Genomic DNA, 16,146 nt, shown 5'->3' with positions numbered 1-16,146 from the left:
CGGAGCGCAGCGGTTTTGAACCGCTTCTAAAACCGCAGCGTCAGCATCCGCGCCAAAGCCCGGTTTTCCGGCTGGGCCGAGCGCATGCGTTGGCGCAGCGTCTGCCGCAGGCAATCGATGAAACCGCGCGCGGCATAGCCGTGAGCCTGCCCTTGCAGGCTGATCACGCCGATGACGATCTCCTCCATGTCTTCCCGCAGCGACAAGGCCTGGGCCTTGCCGGCGAATTCCGGACACAGCAACAAGGGCTCCGGCCCGTAGCTGAGCATGCCGGCCTGCACCAGGCCGGCCAGCAGCGCCATCGACTGCGCGCAGATCAGCCGTTCCGGCGCGATTGCCAGGCCGTGGCGGGTGAATAGACGGTCCAGCACGTGGCGGTAGCTGGCCGGGCTGTAATTGACCACCCAATCCTGCTCCAGCAGCGCGGACAAGGACTGCGCGCGCAAGGCAGGATGGCCGTTGCGGGCGAACACTCGGCCGCCATGGCTGAACAGCGGCTGGCAATGGAATTCCTGCGCTAGCGGCTCGAACAGCGGACCGATGGCGAAATCCATCTGGCCGTCGCGCAAGCGCGGCAGCGCCACCGCCAGCAAGCCTTCGAACAATTCCAGCCGGATTTCCGGCAGACGTTGGCGAAAGCGCAACACCACTTCCGGCAATAGCGTGGGCACCAGCCAGGGCGTGACGCCTATGCATAGCCTGGCGTCGCGTTGGCCGCGCATCGCCTCCATTTCGCCGTGGGCGCGCTCCAGCTGCATCGCCACCTGGCGAGCATGGATCAGCAGCGCCTGACCCGCCTCGGTCAGCCGCGCGCCGCTGGCGTGACGCTGCAACAGGGGCAGCCGCTGCTCTTGCTCCAGCTCGCGCAGCGTCTTGCTGACCGCGGCCTGGGACAGACCCAACATGCGCGCGGCGGCGCGAATGCCGCCGCCGTCGGCCAGCGCGATCAGCGCTTGCAGTTGCTGCAGTTTCATCTCTTCTCCAAGTGGACAACCAGAAGTGTTCTCGACCACTTTCTCAAGTCTATTCACCTGTTAACTATTGCCGCTAGTCTGTGATCGCTGTCGCGGCGTCGCGTCCATCGCCGCCAAGACAGTGTGCGACAAGAGGCCCATAGACACCATAAGGAGACGACGCCATGAACGCTCACATTCTGCCCGGCATCCGCGATATCGCCCCGGCGATGATCACGCTGCGCCACGACATTCACGCCCACCCCGAATTAGGCTTCGAGGAGGTGGAAACCCGTAGCCGGGTGATCCGCTGTCTACGCGACTGGGGCTACGAGATCCACGAAGGATTGGGCGTCACCGGCGTGGTCGGCACCCTGCGCCGCGGCGAGGGGCCGCGCATAGGTCTGCGCGCGGACATGGACGCGCTGCCGATCCAGGAAAGCACCGGCTTGCCCTGGGCCAGCCACGTCGAGGGAAAAATGCACGCCTGCGGCCATGACGGCCATACCGCGATGCTGCTGGCCGCAGCCTGCGAGCTGGCGCGGCGCGACAGCTTTAGCGGCACCGTGCATCTCTTTTTCCAGCCCGCGGAGGAGGGGCATGGCGGCTCCGGCGCCAAGCGCATGCTGGACGACGGCCTGTTCCGCTTGTTCCCCTGCGACGCCATCTTCGCCATGCACAATATGCCGGGCTTTCCCGTGGGGCAGCTGGGTTTCCGGCCCGGTCCGTTCATGGCTTCCACCGACACCGCGGTGATTCGCATCCACGCCACCGGCGGTCACGGCGCGATGCCGCACAAGGCGGTGGACCCCATCGTGGTGGCGGCTTCGCTGGTGATGGCCTTGCAAAGCGTGGTGGCGCGCAATGTGCCTCCGCTGGACATGGCCGTGGTGACGGTGGGGGCGATCCTGGCCGGGGAGGCGCCGAACGTGATTCCGGAGAGCGCGGAAATGCGTTTGAGCGTCCGCGCCTTGCGGCCGGAGGTGCGCGCTTTGCTGCGGCAGCGGATCGAAGCGTTGGCCGAAGCGCAGGCCGCCGGTTTCGGCGCGCGCGCCGAGGTGGATTATCAATATGGCTATCCGGTATTGATCAACGATGCATCGGCCACCGCGCTGGCGCGGCAGGTGGCGCTGGACTGGCTGGGCGAGGATGGGGTGGCGGCGGAGATGCCGCCGCTGACCGGCAGTGAGGATTTCGCCTTCTGGCTGGAGCAGGTGCCGGGCTGTTATCTGATCATCGGCAACGGCGATGGAGAGGGCGGCTGCATGGTGCACAACCCAGGCTACGACTTTAACGATGATGTCTTGCCGGTAGGAGCCAGCTACTGGGTCAAACTGGTGGAGCGTTATTTGGGCGGCGCGGCTGGGGATGGGCAATGACGGCGGCGCAATGGGCGGCCGCGCGGCCGGCCGCGCCCAGCCGGCGCGCGATCATCGCCATCACCGTGGGCAATGCGTTGGAGTTCTACGATTTCATCGTCTACAGCGCGCTGGCCACCTTGATGGGGCGCTTGTTTTTTCCGTTCAGCGACGAGCCGTTGTTGCAGCTGATGCTGTCCTTCGCGGTGTTCGGTACCGGTTTCATCAGCCGGCCGATAGGCGGCATCGTCATCGGCCTGTACGCGGACCGCAAGGGACGCAAGCCGGCTTTGCGGCTCAGCCTGTGGTTGATGGCGATAGGCTCGCTGTTGTTCGTGGTGGCGCCCACCTATGCGCAGGCCGGCTTGCTTGGGCCGGTGCTGGTGGTGTTGGGGCGGCTGGTGCAGGGCTTCGCCGTCGGCGGCCAGGTAGGCGCGGCCACCTCCATGCTGATGGAGTACGCCGATGATAGGTCGCGCGGCTATTACTGTAGCTGGCAGTTGTTCAGCCAGGGGCTGGGGGTGTTGGCCGGCACGCTGACGGTGAGTTTGCTTAGCGGCATATTGTCCACGGCCGCGATGGATGCCTGGGGTTGGCGGCTGGTATTCGCCATCGGCGTGTTGGCGATCCCGGTGGGCGAGTACATTCGCCACCAACTGGACGAGACCGCGTCGTCGGCGGTTGCGCCGCGGGCGGCGGTGGAGCCGGCCGGCCCTTTGTTGCGGCGGCATTGGCGGCAACTGCTGGCTGGGGTGTTGTTGACCATAGGCGGCACGGCGCCTACCTTCATCGTCGGCCATTATCTGGCCAACCACGCGGTGACGGTGCTAGGCATGCCCTTGGCGGTGGCGATCTGGGCCGCGTCGACCGCGGCCTTGCTGCAAGTGCTGTTGTCGGTGCCGGCCGGGCGCTGGAGCGACCGCATCGGCCGGCGCAAGTCCATCCTGTGGCCGCGCTTGTTGCTACTGCTGTTGATCTATCCGGGCTTCATGTTGGTCAACGCGGCGTCTAGCTGGCCGGTGCTGCTCTTGGTGGTGGCGATATTGACCTTGCCGTTGGTGTATACCTCGGTGCCCAGCATCGCCTTGCTGCCGGAGCTGTTTCCGCGTCGCATCCGCGCCAGCGGCATGTCCATTGTTTATTGCGTGGGGGTGATGATTTTCGGCGGTTTCGCTCAGTTTTTCGCCGCCGGTCTGATCAAGTTGACCGGAGATCCCAATGCGCCGGCCTTGTACGCGGGGCTATGCATGTTGGCGTCGTTGATTGGGCTGGCGATGGTGCCGGAAACGGCGAACCGGCCGCTGGATTGAGACTGGCGGCCTTCGTCTGAATCCGGCCCCGCCATGCGCCGGCCTGGATTCAGACGGACAGTCGCTGCCGCAAGGCGTCCATCCGTTGTTCCATCGCCTCGGCCGACAGCGGCGCGCCCAGCAGATAGCCCTGCATCGCCGAGCAGCCCAGCTTGCCCAGGTAGATTTGCTGCTGCGGGTGTTCGACGCCCTCGGCCAGCGTGTCCATGCCCAGCGCGTTGGCCAGGTGAACGATGGCGGAGACGATGGCCGCGTTTTCCTCGTCCTGCGGTAGATCGATGATGAAGGAGCGGTCTATTTTGATGGTGTCCGGCGCAAAGCGCTTCAGATAGGCCAGGCTGGAGTAGCCGGTGCCGAAATCGTCTATCGACAAGCGCACGCCCATCGCCTTGATCACCGCCAACTGGCGCGCGGCGAAATCCGCGTCCTCCATCAGCGTGCTTTCGGTGACTTCGATCTCAAGGCAGTAGCCGGGCAAACCGCTGCTTTGCAGTGCGTCGCGCACGTCGTCGACGAAGTCCGGCCGCGTCAGTTGCCGCGCCGAGACATTCACCGCCATGCGCACCGGGCGCAGGCCGCTGTCGTACCATTGCGCCGCCTGGCGGCAAGCTTCGCCCAGCACCCAGCGTCCCAGCGGCACCACCAGGCCGGTGTCCTCTGCGATGGGAATGAAGCGCGAGGGCATGATCAAGCCGTGTTCCGGATCGCGCCAGCGCACCAGCGCCTCGCAGCCGAGCAGGCGCTCGCCGCTCATATTGAACTGCGGCTGATAAACCAGATAGAGCTCGCCATGTTCGATGGCGCGGCGCAGCCGGGTTTCCAGATGCAGCCGTTCGGCCACTTCCACGTTCATTTCCCGGGTGTAGAAGCGGAAGGTGCTGCGGCCGTGCGCCTTGGCGTGGTACATGGCGAGATCGGCGTTCATCAGCAGATTCTGCAGGTCGCGGCCGTCGTCCGGCATCAGGCTGATGCCTATGCTGCAACTGACGGTAAGCTGGTGGGCGCCGATGTCGAAGGGGCGTTGCATCGCGGCCAGCACGCGTTCGGCCACTTGCGCGGCCTCGCCGGGCTGATCGATGGACGGCAGGATGAGCACGAACTCGTCGCCGCCGGTGCGGCCGACAGTGTCCAGCGCGCCCACCGCGGCGCCTAGGCGGCCGGCCGCCTGTTTCAACAGCTCGTCGCCCAAGCCGTGGCCCAGGGTGTCGTTGATGTTCTTGAAGTGATCCAGATCGACGAACAGCACCGCCAGCTGGCCCTGACGCAACTCGGCCTGGCGGATCGCCTGCTGCAGCCGGTCGTTGATCAGCACGCGGTTGGGCAGGTCTGTCAGCGCGTCGTACTCGGCCAGGTGCTGGACCCGCGCCTCTTGCTCCTTGCGTTCGGAGATGTCGGTGAACAGCGCCACGTAATGGCTGATTTCGCCCTGTTCGTTTTGCAGCACGCTGATGTTCAGCCATTCCGGGAAGATGTCGCCGTTCTTGCGGCGGTTCCAGATCTCGCCGGACCATTGGCCGCGCTGGGTCAGCTGCTGCCACATGTTTTCGAAGAAGGCCGGTTCGTGACGGCCGGAGGCGAGCAGGGCGGGAGTCTGGCCCAGCGCCTCGCTCTCTTCGTAGCCGGTGATCGCGCAGAAGGCGCGGTTGACCGCCAGGATGTGGTTGTCCGGGTCGGTGACCAGGATGGCCTCGTTGCTGGATTCGAACACCTTGGCGGCCAGCCGCAGTTGGCGGTCGGTCTGGCGGCGGGCGGTGATGTCGCGGCCGGTGGCGCACAGATAGTCTTCGCCCTGGTAGTTGAGCGGGCTGACGGTAACCTCCAGCCATTGCTCTTCGCCGCAGCACTGCAGCCGGGTGTCGAAGGTGCGGGGCAGGGCGTCCGTGGCCGGACGGAACAGCGCGCGGGTCAGCGTTGCGGCGTCACAACCGCAATCCAATCGTTGGCGCGCCGCTTGATTGCAGTAGACGATGTCGCCGGCGGCGTTGCGCAACGCGATCAGATCGGTGGCGTTGTCCACCATGAAGTGGCTGAGGCGCAGGTCGCGCGAGCGCTGTTCCAGCGAGAGGTGGCTTTGCTGCAGGTCCTGGCGGTAGCGCTGCACCAGCGCGTTGAGCCAGCGCAGGAAGAACCAGCAGAAAGCCGCGGCGACCAAGAGGGCGGCCAGGGTCAGCAGCAAGGTGGCGACGATGCGTTCGCGCAGACTGCGCTCCAGTTCCTGTCGCGCCCGTTGGCTGCTGTCTTCGATGGACTGCACGCGCAGGCTGGTGACCAGGGTCCAGTCCCAGCCCGGCAGTTGGCGCGCGTAGGACAGATAGCGCTCGCCTTGCGGCGCGTCCAGGCTGCTGATCAGGTATTCCATGAAACCGCCTTGCTTGCCGCGGCGGATCAGTTCAGCAATGCGGCCGCGGTCGGCGCCGGGCAGGGCGGAGTAGTGCTTGCCGTTCATCGTCGGATTGGACGGGTCCAGCAAGATCACTCCGTGGCGGTCTATGATCATGAAGTCGCCGCTGTCGTGGCCGAAGCGCATCCGCGCCAGCATCTCCAGGCCTTGCTTCTGCATATCGGTTTCGACGTTGTTCAGATACTCGCCGCTGCCTATCAGCCAGTTGTAGGGCCCGAAACGGCGGGCGTAGGCGACTTTCTCGCTCATCTCGCCTCGGCCCGGCTGGTACCAGCGGTAAGAGCTGAAGCCGCGCTGTTGAGGGTTGTCCACGGATTCGATCAGCGCGCGCATGATATAGCGGCCTTGGTCGTCGCGGTTGGCCAGGAGCGAGCCGCCTTCCAACTGCGGCGCGGTGGGCAGCAGCACGCAGCGCCCGTCCAGGCCGTCGATGAAGAAGTAGCCGCGACCGTCGAAATAGCGCAGCGGCCGCAGCGCCTCCGCGATCAGCCGCTGCACCTGATGAGGCGGGCGGTGCAGGCGTTCCTGGCGCCAGATGGCGTCGGCCAGGTTCCAGGCCTGGTCCACCTGTTCGCGCAGCCTTTGCTTCAGGGTGTCGTTGGTGCGTTCGCGCAGCGCGGACAGGGTTTGAGCGGCGTGGTCGGCGTAGGAGCGCAGGTAGTCGCGCGCGCGGGCGTAAGCGTCCTGGCGTATGGTGTGCTGGCGGGTCTGGAAGTCGTTCCAGCTGCTCAGCAGGAAGTAGCTGGACAAGGTCAGCGCCAGCATGAACACAATGGCGAGCGTGCCAAACAATTGCAGACGGGACAGCTTGGCCTGATTCAGCTCCATGTTTTTGTCGTTATCGCTCGGTGGACCCGCCAGTATAAGGGATTATCGCGTTTGTCATGGCAAAATGTCGGGCCGGCCGGGGCGGAATCGGGTAGAATGGCGGCCGGAAGTTGGCCAGACAGTCGCCGCGCGAATTCGCAAGAAGGAGCGGGGAGGAAAGTCCGGGCTCCGTAGAGCAGGATGCCGGTTAACGGCCGGACGCCGTGAGGCGATGGAAAGTGGCGCAGAGAGCTGAACCGCCGATGGCCGGAAGAAGCGCCCGCAAGGGCGTGGATTCTTTATTTCGCCGCGCAAGCGGCGGGACGGATCAGGCAAGGGTGAAAAGGTGTACTGGCCGGGCGAGAGTCCGGTTGGACAGGTAGGGTGTGGTGCCCTATTCTGCGGTAAGAGCGCACCGCGGACGTGGTAACACGGACGGCAGGCAAAACCCCATCCGGAGCAAGACCAAATAGGGGGAATTGACGTTGCTCGCGTATATCCCCGGGTAGGTCGCTTGAGCCTGTCGGTAACGGCAGGCCTAGAGGAATGACTGTCCAACGACAAGACCCGGCTTATCGGCCAACTTCCACCTCATCCCCGCGATCCCATGGCTTGACGCTATGGGGTTTGCTCAAAAAATAAGCAAAAAAAATCCACGTCCCAGGGAAAAAGCTTTACAATACCGGCCCTTCAGTCAGCTATCCCAGAGTTTTGCAAGCATGCGCATTGGTTCGTACACATTGAAAAACCGGCTGATCGTGGCGCCCATGGCCGGGGTGACGGATAGACCGTTCCGCATGCTGTGCAAGCAATTGGGCGCCGGCATGGCGGTATCGGAAATGATCACCTCCAACAAGGCGCTGTGGACCACGGCCAAGACCTTGCGCCGCGCCGATCACGCCGGCGAGGTGGAGCCGATCTCGGTGCAGATCGCCGGTTCCGATCCGGCGCAAATGGCCGAGGCGGCGCGGCTCAACGTGGAGCGCGGCGCGCAGATCATCGACATCAATATGGGCTGTCCGGCCAAAAAGGTGTGCAATGTGGCCGCTGGTTCGGCGCTGCTGCGCGACGAGGCGCTGGTGGGCCGCATCCTGGAGGCGGTGGTCAAGGCGGTGGACGTGCCGGTGACGCTGAAGACGCGTACCGGTTGGAGCCCTGAGCACCGTAACGCCTTGAGGGTGGCCAGGCTGGCGGAGGATTGCGGCATTGCCGCGCTGGCCTTGCACGGCCGCACCCGCGAGGATATGTATCGCGGCGCGGCCGAGTACGACACGATACGCGAGGTGAAGCGGCAGATCCGGATTCCGTTGATCGCCAACGGCGACATCGATACCCCGCAGAAAGCACAGTGGGTGCTGGAACATACCGGCGCCGATGCCATCATGATAGGACGGGCGGCCCAGGGCCGGCCGTGGATTTTCCGCGAAATTCAGCATTTTCTGGATAGCGGCGAATGCCTGCCGCCGCCGGAGGTGAGCGAGATCCGCCAGCTCTTGCTGGGGCATCTGGATGAGCTATACCAGTTTTACGGCGAATACTCGGGCTGCCGCATCGCCCGCAAGCACATCGCCTGGTACACCAAGGGACTGCAGGGCGGAAATGCGTTCCGCCAGCAGATGTACCAACTCGAGTCCACGGCGGAACAGCGCTTGGCCGTGGCGGCTTACTTCGACCGTTTGGCGGGGGACTCCGAACGGCTGGTGTATTTGGATGGCGCTGGGGAAGCGTTGGACCACGACCTGGAGACGGTGGTGGATGGCTAATTCCAATCAGACTTGGACAGAATAATAACCATGCAGAACAATGACCATATCTCGCAGTCGGTGCGGCTGGCGATGGAACAGTATTTCAGGGACCTGGATGGCGAGAACCCCTCCGCCATCTACGACATGGTGTTGGCTTGCGTGGAAAAGCCATTGCTCGAGGTGGTGCTGATACACACCCAGGGCAATCAGACCCGGGCGGCGGAGTTGCTGGGATTGAACCGCAACACCCTGCGCAAAAAGATGAAGTCTTATGATTTGATATGAAGACAAACCGGCCATACCGAATAGGGTGGCCGGTTTTTTTTGTGTTCCTTTTTAGTTAACGCGGTAGAGAACCATGAGCAAAATCGAACGCGCGCTGATCAGCGTCTCCGACAAGAGCGGCATTCTGGAATTCGCCCAGGCCCTGGCCTCCCAAGGCGTGCACATCCTGTCCACCGGCGGCACCGCCAAACTGCTGGCCGACGCCGGCGTGTCGGTGACCGAGGTGTCCGACTACACCGGCTTCCCGGAAATGCTGGACGGCCGGGTCAAGACCTTGCATCCGAAAGTGCACGGCGGCATCCTGGGCCGCCGTGATCTGCCGGAACACGTGGCCAAGATGGCCGAGCACGATATCGGCAACATCGATCTGGTCTGCGTCAACCTCTACCCGTTTGAAGCCACCATCGCCAATCCGGACTGCGAGCTGGAAGACGCGATTGAGAACATCGACATCGGCGGGCCGACCATGGTGCGTTCCGCCGCCAAGAACTGGGCGCACGTGGCCATCGTCACCGACGCCGCCGATTACGCGGCGCTGGCCGAGGAAATGCGCGCCAACGGCGGCGCGCTGTCCAAGGCCACTCGCTTTGAGTTGGCCAAGAAGGCCTTCACTCACACCGCGGCCTACGACGGCGCCATTTCCAACTATCTGACCAGCCTGGCCGACGGCGCGCTGGCGGGCAAGCCGGAACGCGTGGCCTTCCCCAAACGCCTCAACGCTCAGTTCGTCAAAGTTCAGGGCATGCGTTACGGAGAGAACCCGCACCAGGCGGCCGCCTTCTACCGCGATCTGGACCCGGCCGCCGGCTCCATCGCCAATTACCGCCAGCTGCAAGGCAAGGAACTGTCCTACAACAATATCGCCGACGCCGACGCCGCCTGGGAGGCAGTGAAGACCTTCGAGGATACCGCCTGCGTCATCGTGAAGCACGCCAACCCCTGCGGCGTGGCGGTGGCGGGCGACACGCTAAGCGCCTATCGGCTGGCTTTCGCCACCGACACCACCAGCGCTTTCGGCGGCATCATCGCCTTCAACCGCCCGGTGGACGCCCCCACGGTGGAAGCGGTGACCGGCCAGTTCCTGGAAGTGTTGATCGCGCCGGCTTTCACCGAGGAAGCCAAGGCCGTCATCGCCGCCAAGAAGAATGTGCGCGTGCTGGAAATTCCGTTGGAAGCCGGCTCCAACCGCTTCGAACTGAAGCGCGTTGGCGGCGGCGTGCTGGTGCAGACGCCGGACATCCGCAATGTGGGCCTGGACGAGTTGCGCGTGGTGACCCAACGTCAACCGACGCCGCAGGAGCTGTCCGACCTGTTGTTTGCCTGGCGCGTGGCGAAATATGTGAAGTCGAATGCAATTGTTTTCTGTAAAAATGGTCAGACTGCCGGTATCGGCGCCGGTCAGATGAGCCGCGTGGACTCCACCCGCATCGCGGCGCGCAAGGCGGCGGACGCCGGCTTGAGCCTGCAGGGCGCGGTGGCGTCGTCCGACGCCTTCTTCCCCTTCCGCGACGGCATCGACGTCATCGCCGAACAGGGAATCAAGGCCATCATCCAGCCGGGTGGTTCGATGCGCGACGAAGAAGTCTTCGCCGCCGCCGACGAGCATGGCATCGCGATGGTGCTGACCGGAGTGCGTCACTTCCGCCACTGAGTTTTTCCGATTAACCGGAGGAGGCCGGCATGCCGGCTTCTTTGCATGGATTTGTTGTTTTTCTGATGAGAGCAATTGTCTGTTGGCTGGGCGCCGGCTTGTTGGCGTCCTGCAGCCTGGCGGCGCGGGCCGAAGAGCCGGCCGCCGAATCGCAAGGTTTCTGGCAACGCGGCCGCGCTAATATCGAGGCGGCCTGGCGTTCCGACCAGTACGAGCTGTACGTGCCGGCGGTGACGTGGCACAACCGGGCCTTCTACGATAGAGAGAAGATCAAGCAGTTCAACGAACGGCCGTGGGGCTTGGGTGCGGGACGTTATCGCTACGACGCCGACGGCGATTGGCACGCGGTGTACGCGATGGCCTTCCTTGATTCGCATAAGGATGTGGAGCCCTTCGTGGGCTACGCCTTCCAAAAAATGTGGCGTCCGCTGGATGGCTGGCGCTTGGGCGCGGGCTTTACCGCCGGCGTCACCGCGCGCTCGGACTACAGTTATGCGCCGCTGCCGGCGGTGCTGCCGCTGGTGTCGGTGGAATACCGCCGCCTGGCCTTGCAGGCCACTTATATCCCGGGCGGGCATAACAACGGCAATGTCCTGTTTGCCTGGTTGCGTTGGCAATTGTGATCGAATGAGAAATCCGGTGCGCCGAGGCGCGCCGCAAAAACGAGTGGAGCATTGCACATGAAAGTACTGGTAATCGGCTCCGGCGGGCGCGAGCACGCGCTGGCCTGGCGCATCGCCAAGTCGCGCCGGGTGTCCAAGGTCTTCGTCGCGCCCGGCAACGCCGGCACCGCGCTGGACCCCAATCTGACCAACGTCGAGCTCGGCAGCGTGGCGGAATGGGTGGCTTTCGCCAAGCAGGAGAAAATCGAGCTGACCGTGGTGGGCCCGGAAGCGCCGTTGGCGGCCGGCGTGGTGGACGCCTTCCGCGCCGAGGGGCTGCGGATATTCGGCCCCACTCAATACTGCGCGCAGTTGGAAAGCTCCAAGGATTTCGCCAAGGCCTTCATGAAGCGCCACGGCATCCCCACCGCCGCTTATGAAACCTTCAGCGACGCTGCCGCCGCCCATGCTTATGTCGACGCCAAGGGCGCGCCCATCGTGATCAAAGCCGACGGCCTGGCCGCAGGCAAGGGCGTGGTGGTGGCCTTGACGCTGGACGAGGCGCACGCGGCCATCGACGACATGCTGGTGGGCAACAAGATGGGCAGCGCCGGCGCGCGCGTGGTGATCGAGGACTTCCTGCAAGGCGAGGAGGCCAGCTTCATCGTGATGGTGGACGGCGACCACGTGCTGCCCATGGCCACCAGCCAGGACCACAAGCGGCTGCTGGACAATGATCAGGGCCCGAACACCGGCGGCATGGGCGCGTACAGCCCGGCGCCGGTGGTGACGCCGGCGGTGCACAACCGGGTGATGCGCGAAATCATCCTGCCCACGGTGCTGGGCATGAAGAAGGACGGCCACAGCTATACCGGTTTTCTCTATGCCGGGCTGATGATAGATGCCCAGGGCAATCCTTATACCATCGAGTTCAATTGCCGCTTCGGCGATCCTGAAACCCAGCCCATCATGGCGCGGCTGAAGTCTGATTTTACCGTGCTGCTGGAAGCCGGCGTCAACGGCCGCCTGAACCAGGTGGAGGCGGAATGGGACCGGCGCGTGGCGCTGGGCGTGGTGCTGGCGGCCGAAGGCTATCCGGAAGCGCCGCGCAAGGGCGATCTGATCAGCGGTCTTCCGCCGGAGAGCGAGGACGGCATGGTGTTCCACGCCGGCGTCAGCCTGGACGCGGGCAAGCAGCTGCGCAGCAACGGCGGGCGCGTGCTGTGCGCGGTAGGCCTGGGCGACAGCGTCAAGATGGCGCAGGGCAAGGCTTACGTGTTGGCCGACCAGATTCAGTTCGCCGGCAAGCAGTTGCGCCGCGACATAGGCGCGCGCGCGATCGGCCGCAAACATTAGCGTCTTGCCGTTTGATAGAGAAACAGCGCCGCAAGCGGCGCTGTTTTCATTTCCGGGCTTGGATCCAGCTCAGCCCAGTTCGGCCTGGCGCAGGCCAGGCGCGGCGCCGTCCTTAGGCGACAGTTGGGGCTCTTCGTCCAGCGGCCAGGCGATGCCCAGCTCCGGGTCGTTCCAGGCAATGGCGCGTTCCAGATCCTTGAACCAATAATCCGTGGTCTTGTACAGAAACTCGGCGCTGTCCGACAGGGTGAGAAAGCCGTGGGCGAAGCCCGGCGGCACCCATAACTGACGCTTGTTGGCGGCGGACAGGCGCGCGCCCACCCATTGGCCGAAACTGGCCGAGCCGCGGCGGATGTCGACGGCGACGTCGAAGACCTCGCCTTCGATCACCCGAACCAGCTTGCCTTGAGCGTGCGGCGCCAATTGATAGTGCAGGCCGCGCAGCACGCCTTTGGCCGAACGGCTGTGATTGTCCTGAACGAAGTGGACTGAGCAGCCGACGGCGGCTTCGAAGCGCTGCTGATTGAAGCTTTCGAAGAAGAAGCCGCGCTCGTCGCCGAACACGGTGGGCTCGATGATTTTGACGTCGGAAATGACGGTGTTGATGATATTCATGCGTTGCTCGTCGGTATCAATAGACTGGCTGATCCAGCATCGCCAACAGATAACGGCCGTAGCCGGTTTTCTGCAGCGGTTTGGCTAGCTGGCGTACCTGTTCGTCGCCTATCCAGCCGGAGCGGTAAGCCACTTCTTCCGGGCAGGCCACTTTCAGGCCTTGGCGACTTTCGATGGTGGCGATGAACTGGCTGGCTTCCAGCATCGATTCATGCGTGCCGGTGTCCAGCCAGGCGTAGCCGCGGCCCATGGTTTGCACCGATAGCTGTCCCTGTTGCAAATAGACGTTGTTGACGTCGGTGATCTCCAGTTCGCCGCGCGGCGAGGGTTTGATGGACTTGGCGATGTCGACTACCTGCTCGTCGTAGAAGTACAAGCCGGTTACCGCGTAATTGGATTTGGGCTGCGCCGGCTTTTCCTCGATGGACAGGGCCTGGCCGTCGGCGTCGAAGGCCACTACGCCGTAGCGCTCCGGGTCGTTGACGCGATAGGCGAACACGCTGGCGCCGCTACGCTTGGCGTTGGCGTCCTGCAGCAAGGCGGAAAAGTCGTGGCCGTAATAGATGTTGTCGCCCAGCACCAACGCGGACGGCGCGCCGGCCAGGAAATCCTCGCCGATGATGAAGGCCTGGGCCAGGCCGTCCGGGCTGGGCTGCACCGCGTATTGCAGCTGGATGCCCCATTGGCCGCCGTCGCCCAGCAGCTGTTCGAAGCGCGGCGTGTCCTGTGGGGTGGAGATGATCAGGATCTCGCGGATGCCGGCCAGCATCAGCGTGGTCAGCGGATAGTAGATCATCGGCTTGTCGTAGATGGGCAGCAATTGCTTGCTGACCGAAATGGTGGCCGGGTAGAGCCGGGTGCCGGAGCCGCCGGCCAGGATGATGCCTTTGCGTGCCTGAGTCATTGGATCTCTTTCTGTTGCGGCTGGGCGGCGAGTTCGGCCAGCACTTGTTCGACGCCGCTTTCCCAGCATGGCAGCGCGAGGCCGAAGGTCCGCTGCAGCTTGGCGCAGTCGAGCCGGGAGTTGGCGGGGCGGGGAGCCGGCAATGGGTAGTCGGCGGTGGCGATGGGTGCGATGTCGGCGGGCGACAGCCGCAGCGTGCAGCCCAGTTTTTCCGCCTCGGCGACCAGGAAGCGGGCATAGCCGTGCCAGCTGGTTTCGCCCTGCGCCGCCAGGTGGTAGCTGCCGTAGGCGAAGTCGGCCGGCTTGCGCAGATAGTCGCGCAGCAGCGCCACGGTCACGTCGGCGATCAGCGCGGTGGAGGTGGGCGCGCCGATCTGATCGGCGACCACCCGCAAGCTGTCGCGCTCCCGGGCCAGGCGCAGAATGGTCTTCAGGAAATTGCCGCCATGGGCGCCGAATACCCAACTGGTGCGGAGGATCAAATGCCGAGGCGCGGCGGCGCGCACCGCCTCCTCGCCCTCCCATTTGCTCTGGCCGTAGACCGAGCGCGGCCGGGCCGGGTCGTCCTCGCGCCAAGGCCGTTCGCCAGCGCCGTCGAACACATAGTCAGTGGAGTAATGCAGCAAGAGCGCTTGTCGCCGCGCCGCCCACTGCGCCAGCAGCCCCGGCGCGGCGGCGTTGACCGCATGCGCTTGCTCCACCTCGCTCTCGGCGCGGTCCACTGCGGTGTAAGCGGCGGGGTTGACGATGATGTCGGGCTGGTGGCGCTCCAGTGCCTGGAGGATGCTGGCGGCCTGGCTCAGGTCCAGTTCGGTCCGGTTCAACGCGACGATATTGCCCAGCGGCGCCAGCGCGGTCCGCAGCTGATGACCGAGCTGGCCGTTGACCCCGGTCAGCAGTATGGTGGGAGCGCGTTCAGCCATAGTGCTGGTTCACCCAGTCGCGATAGGCGCCGCTGCTGACGTTGGCCACCCAGTCTTGATGTTGCAGATACCAGGCTACGGTTTTGCGAATGCCGCTATCGAAGGTTTCCTGTGGTTTCCAGCCCAATTCACGCTCCAGCTTGCGCGCGTCTATCGCGTAGCGGCGGTCGTGGCCGGGGCGATCGGCGACGAAGGCGATCTGCTCGGCGTAGCGGCGAGCCGGGTTGGCGTGCGGCGCCAGTTCGTCCAGCAGCGCGCAGATGGTCTTCACTACGTCCAGATTGGTTTTTTCGTTCCAGCCGCCGACGTTATAGGTTTCGCCCGGCGCGCCGGCTTCCAGCACGCGGCGTATGGCGGAGCAATGGTCTCTGACGTAGAGCCAGTCGCGCACCTGGCAGCCGTCGCCGTAGATGGGCAGCGGCTTGCCGGCCAGGGCGTTGAGGATCACCAGCGGAATCAACTTTTCCGGGAAATGATAGGGGCCGTAGTTGTTACTGCAATTGGTGGTCAGCACCGGCAGGCCGTAGGTGTGGTGCCAGGCGCGCACCAGGTGGTCGGACGCGGCCTTGGACGCCGAGTAGGGGCTGTTGGGCTCATAGCGGTGGCGCTCGGAGAAGGGCGCGTCGTCGGGTCCCAGCGTGCCGTAGACTTCGTCGGTGGACACGTGCAGCAGGCGGAAGGCGGTGCGGTCCGCGTCCGCCAGCCCTGTCCAGTAGCCGCGCACGCTCTCCAGCAGATTGAAGGTGCCCACCACATTGGTCTGGATGAAGTCGCCCGGCCCGTGGATGGAGCGGTCGACATGGCTTTCCGCGGCGAAATTGATCACCGCCCGCGGCTGGTGCTCTGCCAGCAGGGCGCTGACCAGCGCGTGGTCGCCGATGTCTCCGCGCACGAAGACGTGGCGCGAGTCCTGTTCAAGCGTTTTCAGAGTGTCGAGATTGCCGGCGTAGGTCAGCGCGTCGAGGTTGATGATGCGTTCATCGCTCTGTGCCAGCCAGTCCAGCACGAAATTGCCGCCGATGAAGCCGGCGCCGCCGGTTACCAAAATGCTCATATTGTTCTTTCAGTATTGCTGCGTGCTCAAAAATAAATATTAGAGAGGGCGGCTGTTTGTAAGGCCGGGTAGCGTTTTTGACCTTATCGTCCCTCAACTGCCAATTCTGAGTTTAAAGCCCCTGGAGTTCAATACGTTTTCTGTGATGCGCTGTGTGGGCAAAGCCGGCCGACGATTTGTAA

At 64.2% G+C, this 16,146-nt stretch carries 13 protein-coding genes and 1 other RNA gene; 8 read left to right on the top strand and 6 right to left on the bottom strand.

Annotated elements, in window-relative coordinates:
• Positions 1–26: 26 nt before the first annotated feature.
• Positions 27–974, bottom strand: coding sequence for a LysR family transcriptional regulator (locus tag B0T39_RS04315; protein ID WP_081544959.1), 948 nt, complete (start codon positions 972–974; stop codon positions 27–29).
• Between the two features lie 164 nt (positions 975–1,138).
• Between B0T39_RS04315 and B0T39_RS04310 the strand changes: the two genes are divergently transcribed.
• Entirely contained in the window at positions 1,139–2,332 is a 1,194-nt protein-coding gene (locus B0T39_RS04310) for a M20 aminoacylase family protein (RefSeq protein WP_081544958.1), read from the top strand.
• Positions 2,329–3,621 carry an MFS transporter gene (locus tag B0T39_RS04305; protein ID WP_081544957.1) on the top strand — a complete coding sequence of 431 codons (1,293 nt, stop codon included), beginning with the start codon at positions 2,329–2,331 and terminating at the stop codon, positions 3,619–3,621. The genes B0T39_RS04310 and B0T39_RS04305 overlap by 4 nt, the downstream gene beginning before the upstream one ends.
• Before the next feature lie 49 nt (positions 3,622–3,670).
• On the opposite strand, the gene B0T39_RS04300 is transcribed toward B0T39_RS04305, so the two are convergent.
• Positions 3,671–6,850: a bifunctional diguanylate cyclase/phosphodiesterase gene (locus B0T39_RS04300; RefSeq protein ID WP_081544956.1), complete on the bottom strand. Its 3,180-nt coding sequence runs from the start codon at positions 6,848–6,850 to the stop codon at positions 3,671–3,673.
• Positions 6,851–6,956: 106 nt separating this feature from the next.
• Here B0T39_RS04300 and rnpB point away from each other — a divergent pair.
• From rnpB to purD, 6 genes are all read left to right on the top strand, one after another.
• Positions 6,957–7,420, top strand: an RNA gene (gene rnpB, locus B0T39_RS04295) — RNase P RNA component class A.
• Positions 7,421–7,548: 128 nt separating this feature from the next.
• Entirely contained in the window at positions 7,549–8,592 is a 1,044-nt protein-coding gene (gene dusB / locus B0T39_RS04290) for a tRNA dihydrouridine synthase DusB (protein WP_081544955.1), read from the top strand.
• A 30-nt stretch (positions 8,593–8,622) separates the two neighbouring features.
• Positions 8,623–8,859: a DNA-binding transcriptional regulator Fis gene (fis, locus tag B0T39_RS04285; RefSeq protein WP_019100932.1), complete on the top strand. Its 237-nt coding sequence runs from the start codon at positions 8,623–8,625 to the stop codon at positions 8,857–8,859.
• Positions 8,860–8,932: 73 nt separating this feature from the next.
• Positions 8,933–10,510: a bifunctional phosphoribosylaminoimidazolecarboxamide formyltransferase/IMP cyclohydrolase gene (gene purH, locus B0T39_RS04280; RefSeq protein WP_081544954.1), complete on the top strand. Its 1,578-nt coding sequence runs from the start codon at positions 8,933–8,935 to the stop codon at positions 10,508–10,510.
• A gap of 65 nt (positions 10,511–10,575) precedes the next feature.
• Positions 10,576–11,133 (top strand): lipid IV(A) palmitoyltransferase PagP, encoded by a 558-nt coding sequence (gene pagP, locus B0T39_RS04275; protein ID WP_081544990.1) that lies wholly within the window; start codon positions 10,576–10,578, stop codon positions 11,131–11,133.
• A gap of 57 nt (positions 11,134–11,190) precedes the next feature.
• Positions 11,191–12,468: a phosphoribosylamine--glycine ligase gene (gene purD, locus B0T39_RS04270; protein ID WP_081544953.1), complete on the top strand. Its 1,278-nt coding sequence runs from the start codon at positions 11,191–11,193 to the stop codon at positions 12,466–12,468.
• 69 nt (positions 12,469–12,537) lie between these two features.
• Here the strand turns inward: purD and rfbC are convergent, their stop codons facing one another.
• From rfbC to rfbB, 4 genes are read right to left on the bottom strand one after another with little or no spacing between them, the layout of a single operon-like run.
• A complete protein-coding gene (gene rfbC, locus B0T39_RS04265; protein WP_081544952.1) occupies positions 12,538–13,083 on the bottom strand; it encodes a dTDP-4-dehydrorhamnose 3,5-epimerase in 546 nt (181 codons plus the stop codon).
• 16 nt (positions 13,084–13,099) lie between these two features.
• Positions 13,100–13,987, bottom strand: a complete 888-nt coding sequence (rfbA, locus tag B0T39_RS04260; protein WP_081544951.1) for a glucose-1-phosphate thymidylyltransferase RfbA — start codon at positions 13,985–13,987, stop codon at positions 13,100–13,102.
• Positions 13,984–14,910: a dTDP-4-dehydrorhamnose reductase gene (gene rfbD, locus B0T39_RS04255; RefSeq protein WP_081544950.1), complete on the bottom strand. Its 927-nt coding sequence runs from the start codon at positions 14,908–14,910 to the stop codon at positions 13,984–13,986. Before rfbD ends, rfbA begins: the two co-directional genes overlap by 4 nt.
• Complete coding sequence (gene rfbB / locus B0T39_RS04250; RefSeq protein WP_081544949.1) at positions 14,903–15,964, bottom strand: dTDP-glucose 4,6-dehydratase; 1,062 nt, start codon at positions 15,962–15,964, stop codon at positions 14,903–14,905. The genes rfbD and rfbB overlap by 8 nt, the downstream gene beginning before the upstream one ends.
• Positions 15,965–16,146 lie beyond the last annotated feature (182 nt).

This window comes from Chromobacterium haemolyticum, from assembly GCF_002081825.1.
Lineage (GTDB): Bacteria > Pseudomonadota > Gammaproteobacteria > Burkholderiales > Chromobacteriaceae > Chromobacterium > Chromobacterium fluminis.
Note: the sequence above shows the minus strand (reverse complement) of the source record. Positions and strands in the feature narration are given on the sequence as shown.

Bases quoted from the DNA above. Each gene is read 5' to 3' on its own strand.
- B0T39_RS04315 (WP_081544959.1), bottom strand. From the start codon at position 974: ATGAAACTGCAGCAACTGCAAGCGCTGATCGCGCTGGCCGACGGCGGC.
- B0T39_RS04310 (WP_081544958.1), top strand. From the start codon at position 1,139: ATGAACGCTCACATTCTGCCCGGCATCCGCGATATCGCCCCGGCGATG.
- B0T39_RS04305 (WP_081544957.1), top strand. From the start codon at position 2,329: ATGACGGCGGCGCAATGGGCGGCCGCGCGGCCGGCCGCGCCCAGCCGG.
- B0T39_RS04300 (WP_081544956.1), bottom strand. From the start codon at position 6,850: ATGGAGCTGAATCAGGCCAAGCTGTCCCGTCTGCAATTGTTTGGCACG.
- dusB (WP_081544955.1), top strand. From the start codon at position 7,549: ATGCGCATTGGTTCGTACACATTGAAAAACCGGCTGATCGTGGCGCCC.
- fis (WP_019100932.1), top strand. From the start codon at position 8,623: ATGCAGAACAATGACCATATCTCGCAGTCGGTGCGGCTGGCGATGGAA.
- purH (WP_081544954.1), top strand. From the start codon at position 8,933: ATGAGCAAAATCGAACGCGCGCTGATCAGCGTCTCCGACAAGAGCGGC.
- pagP (WP_081544990.1), top strand. From the start codon at position 10,576: ATGAGAGCAATTGTCTGTTGGCTGGGCGCCGGCTTGTTGGCGTCCTGC.
- purD (WP_081544953.1), top strand. From the start codon at position 11,191: ATGAAAGTACTGGTAATCGGCTCCGGCGGGCGCGAGCACGCGCTGGCC.
- rfbC (WP_081544952.1), bottom strand. From the start codon at position 13,083: ATGAATATCATCAACACCGTCATTTCCGACGTCAAAATCATCGAGCCC.
- rfbA (WP_081544951.1), bottom strand. From the start codon at position 13,987: ATGACTCAGGCACGCAAAGGCATCATCCTGGCCGGCGGCTCCGGCACC.
- rfbD (WP_081544950.1), bottom strand. From the start codon at position 14,910: ATGGCTGAACGCGCTCCCACCATACTGCTGACCGGGGTCAACGGCCAG.
- rfbB (WP_081544949.1), bottom strand. From the start codon at position 15,964: ATGAGCATTTTGGTAACCGGCGGCGCCGGCTTCATCGGCGGCAATTTC.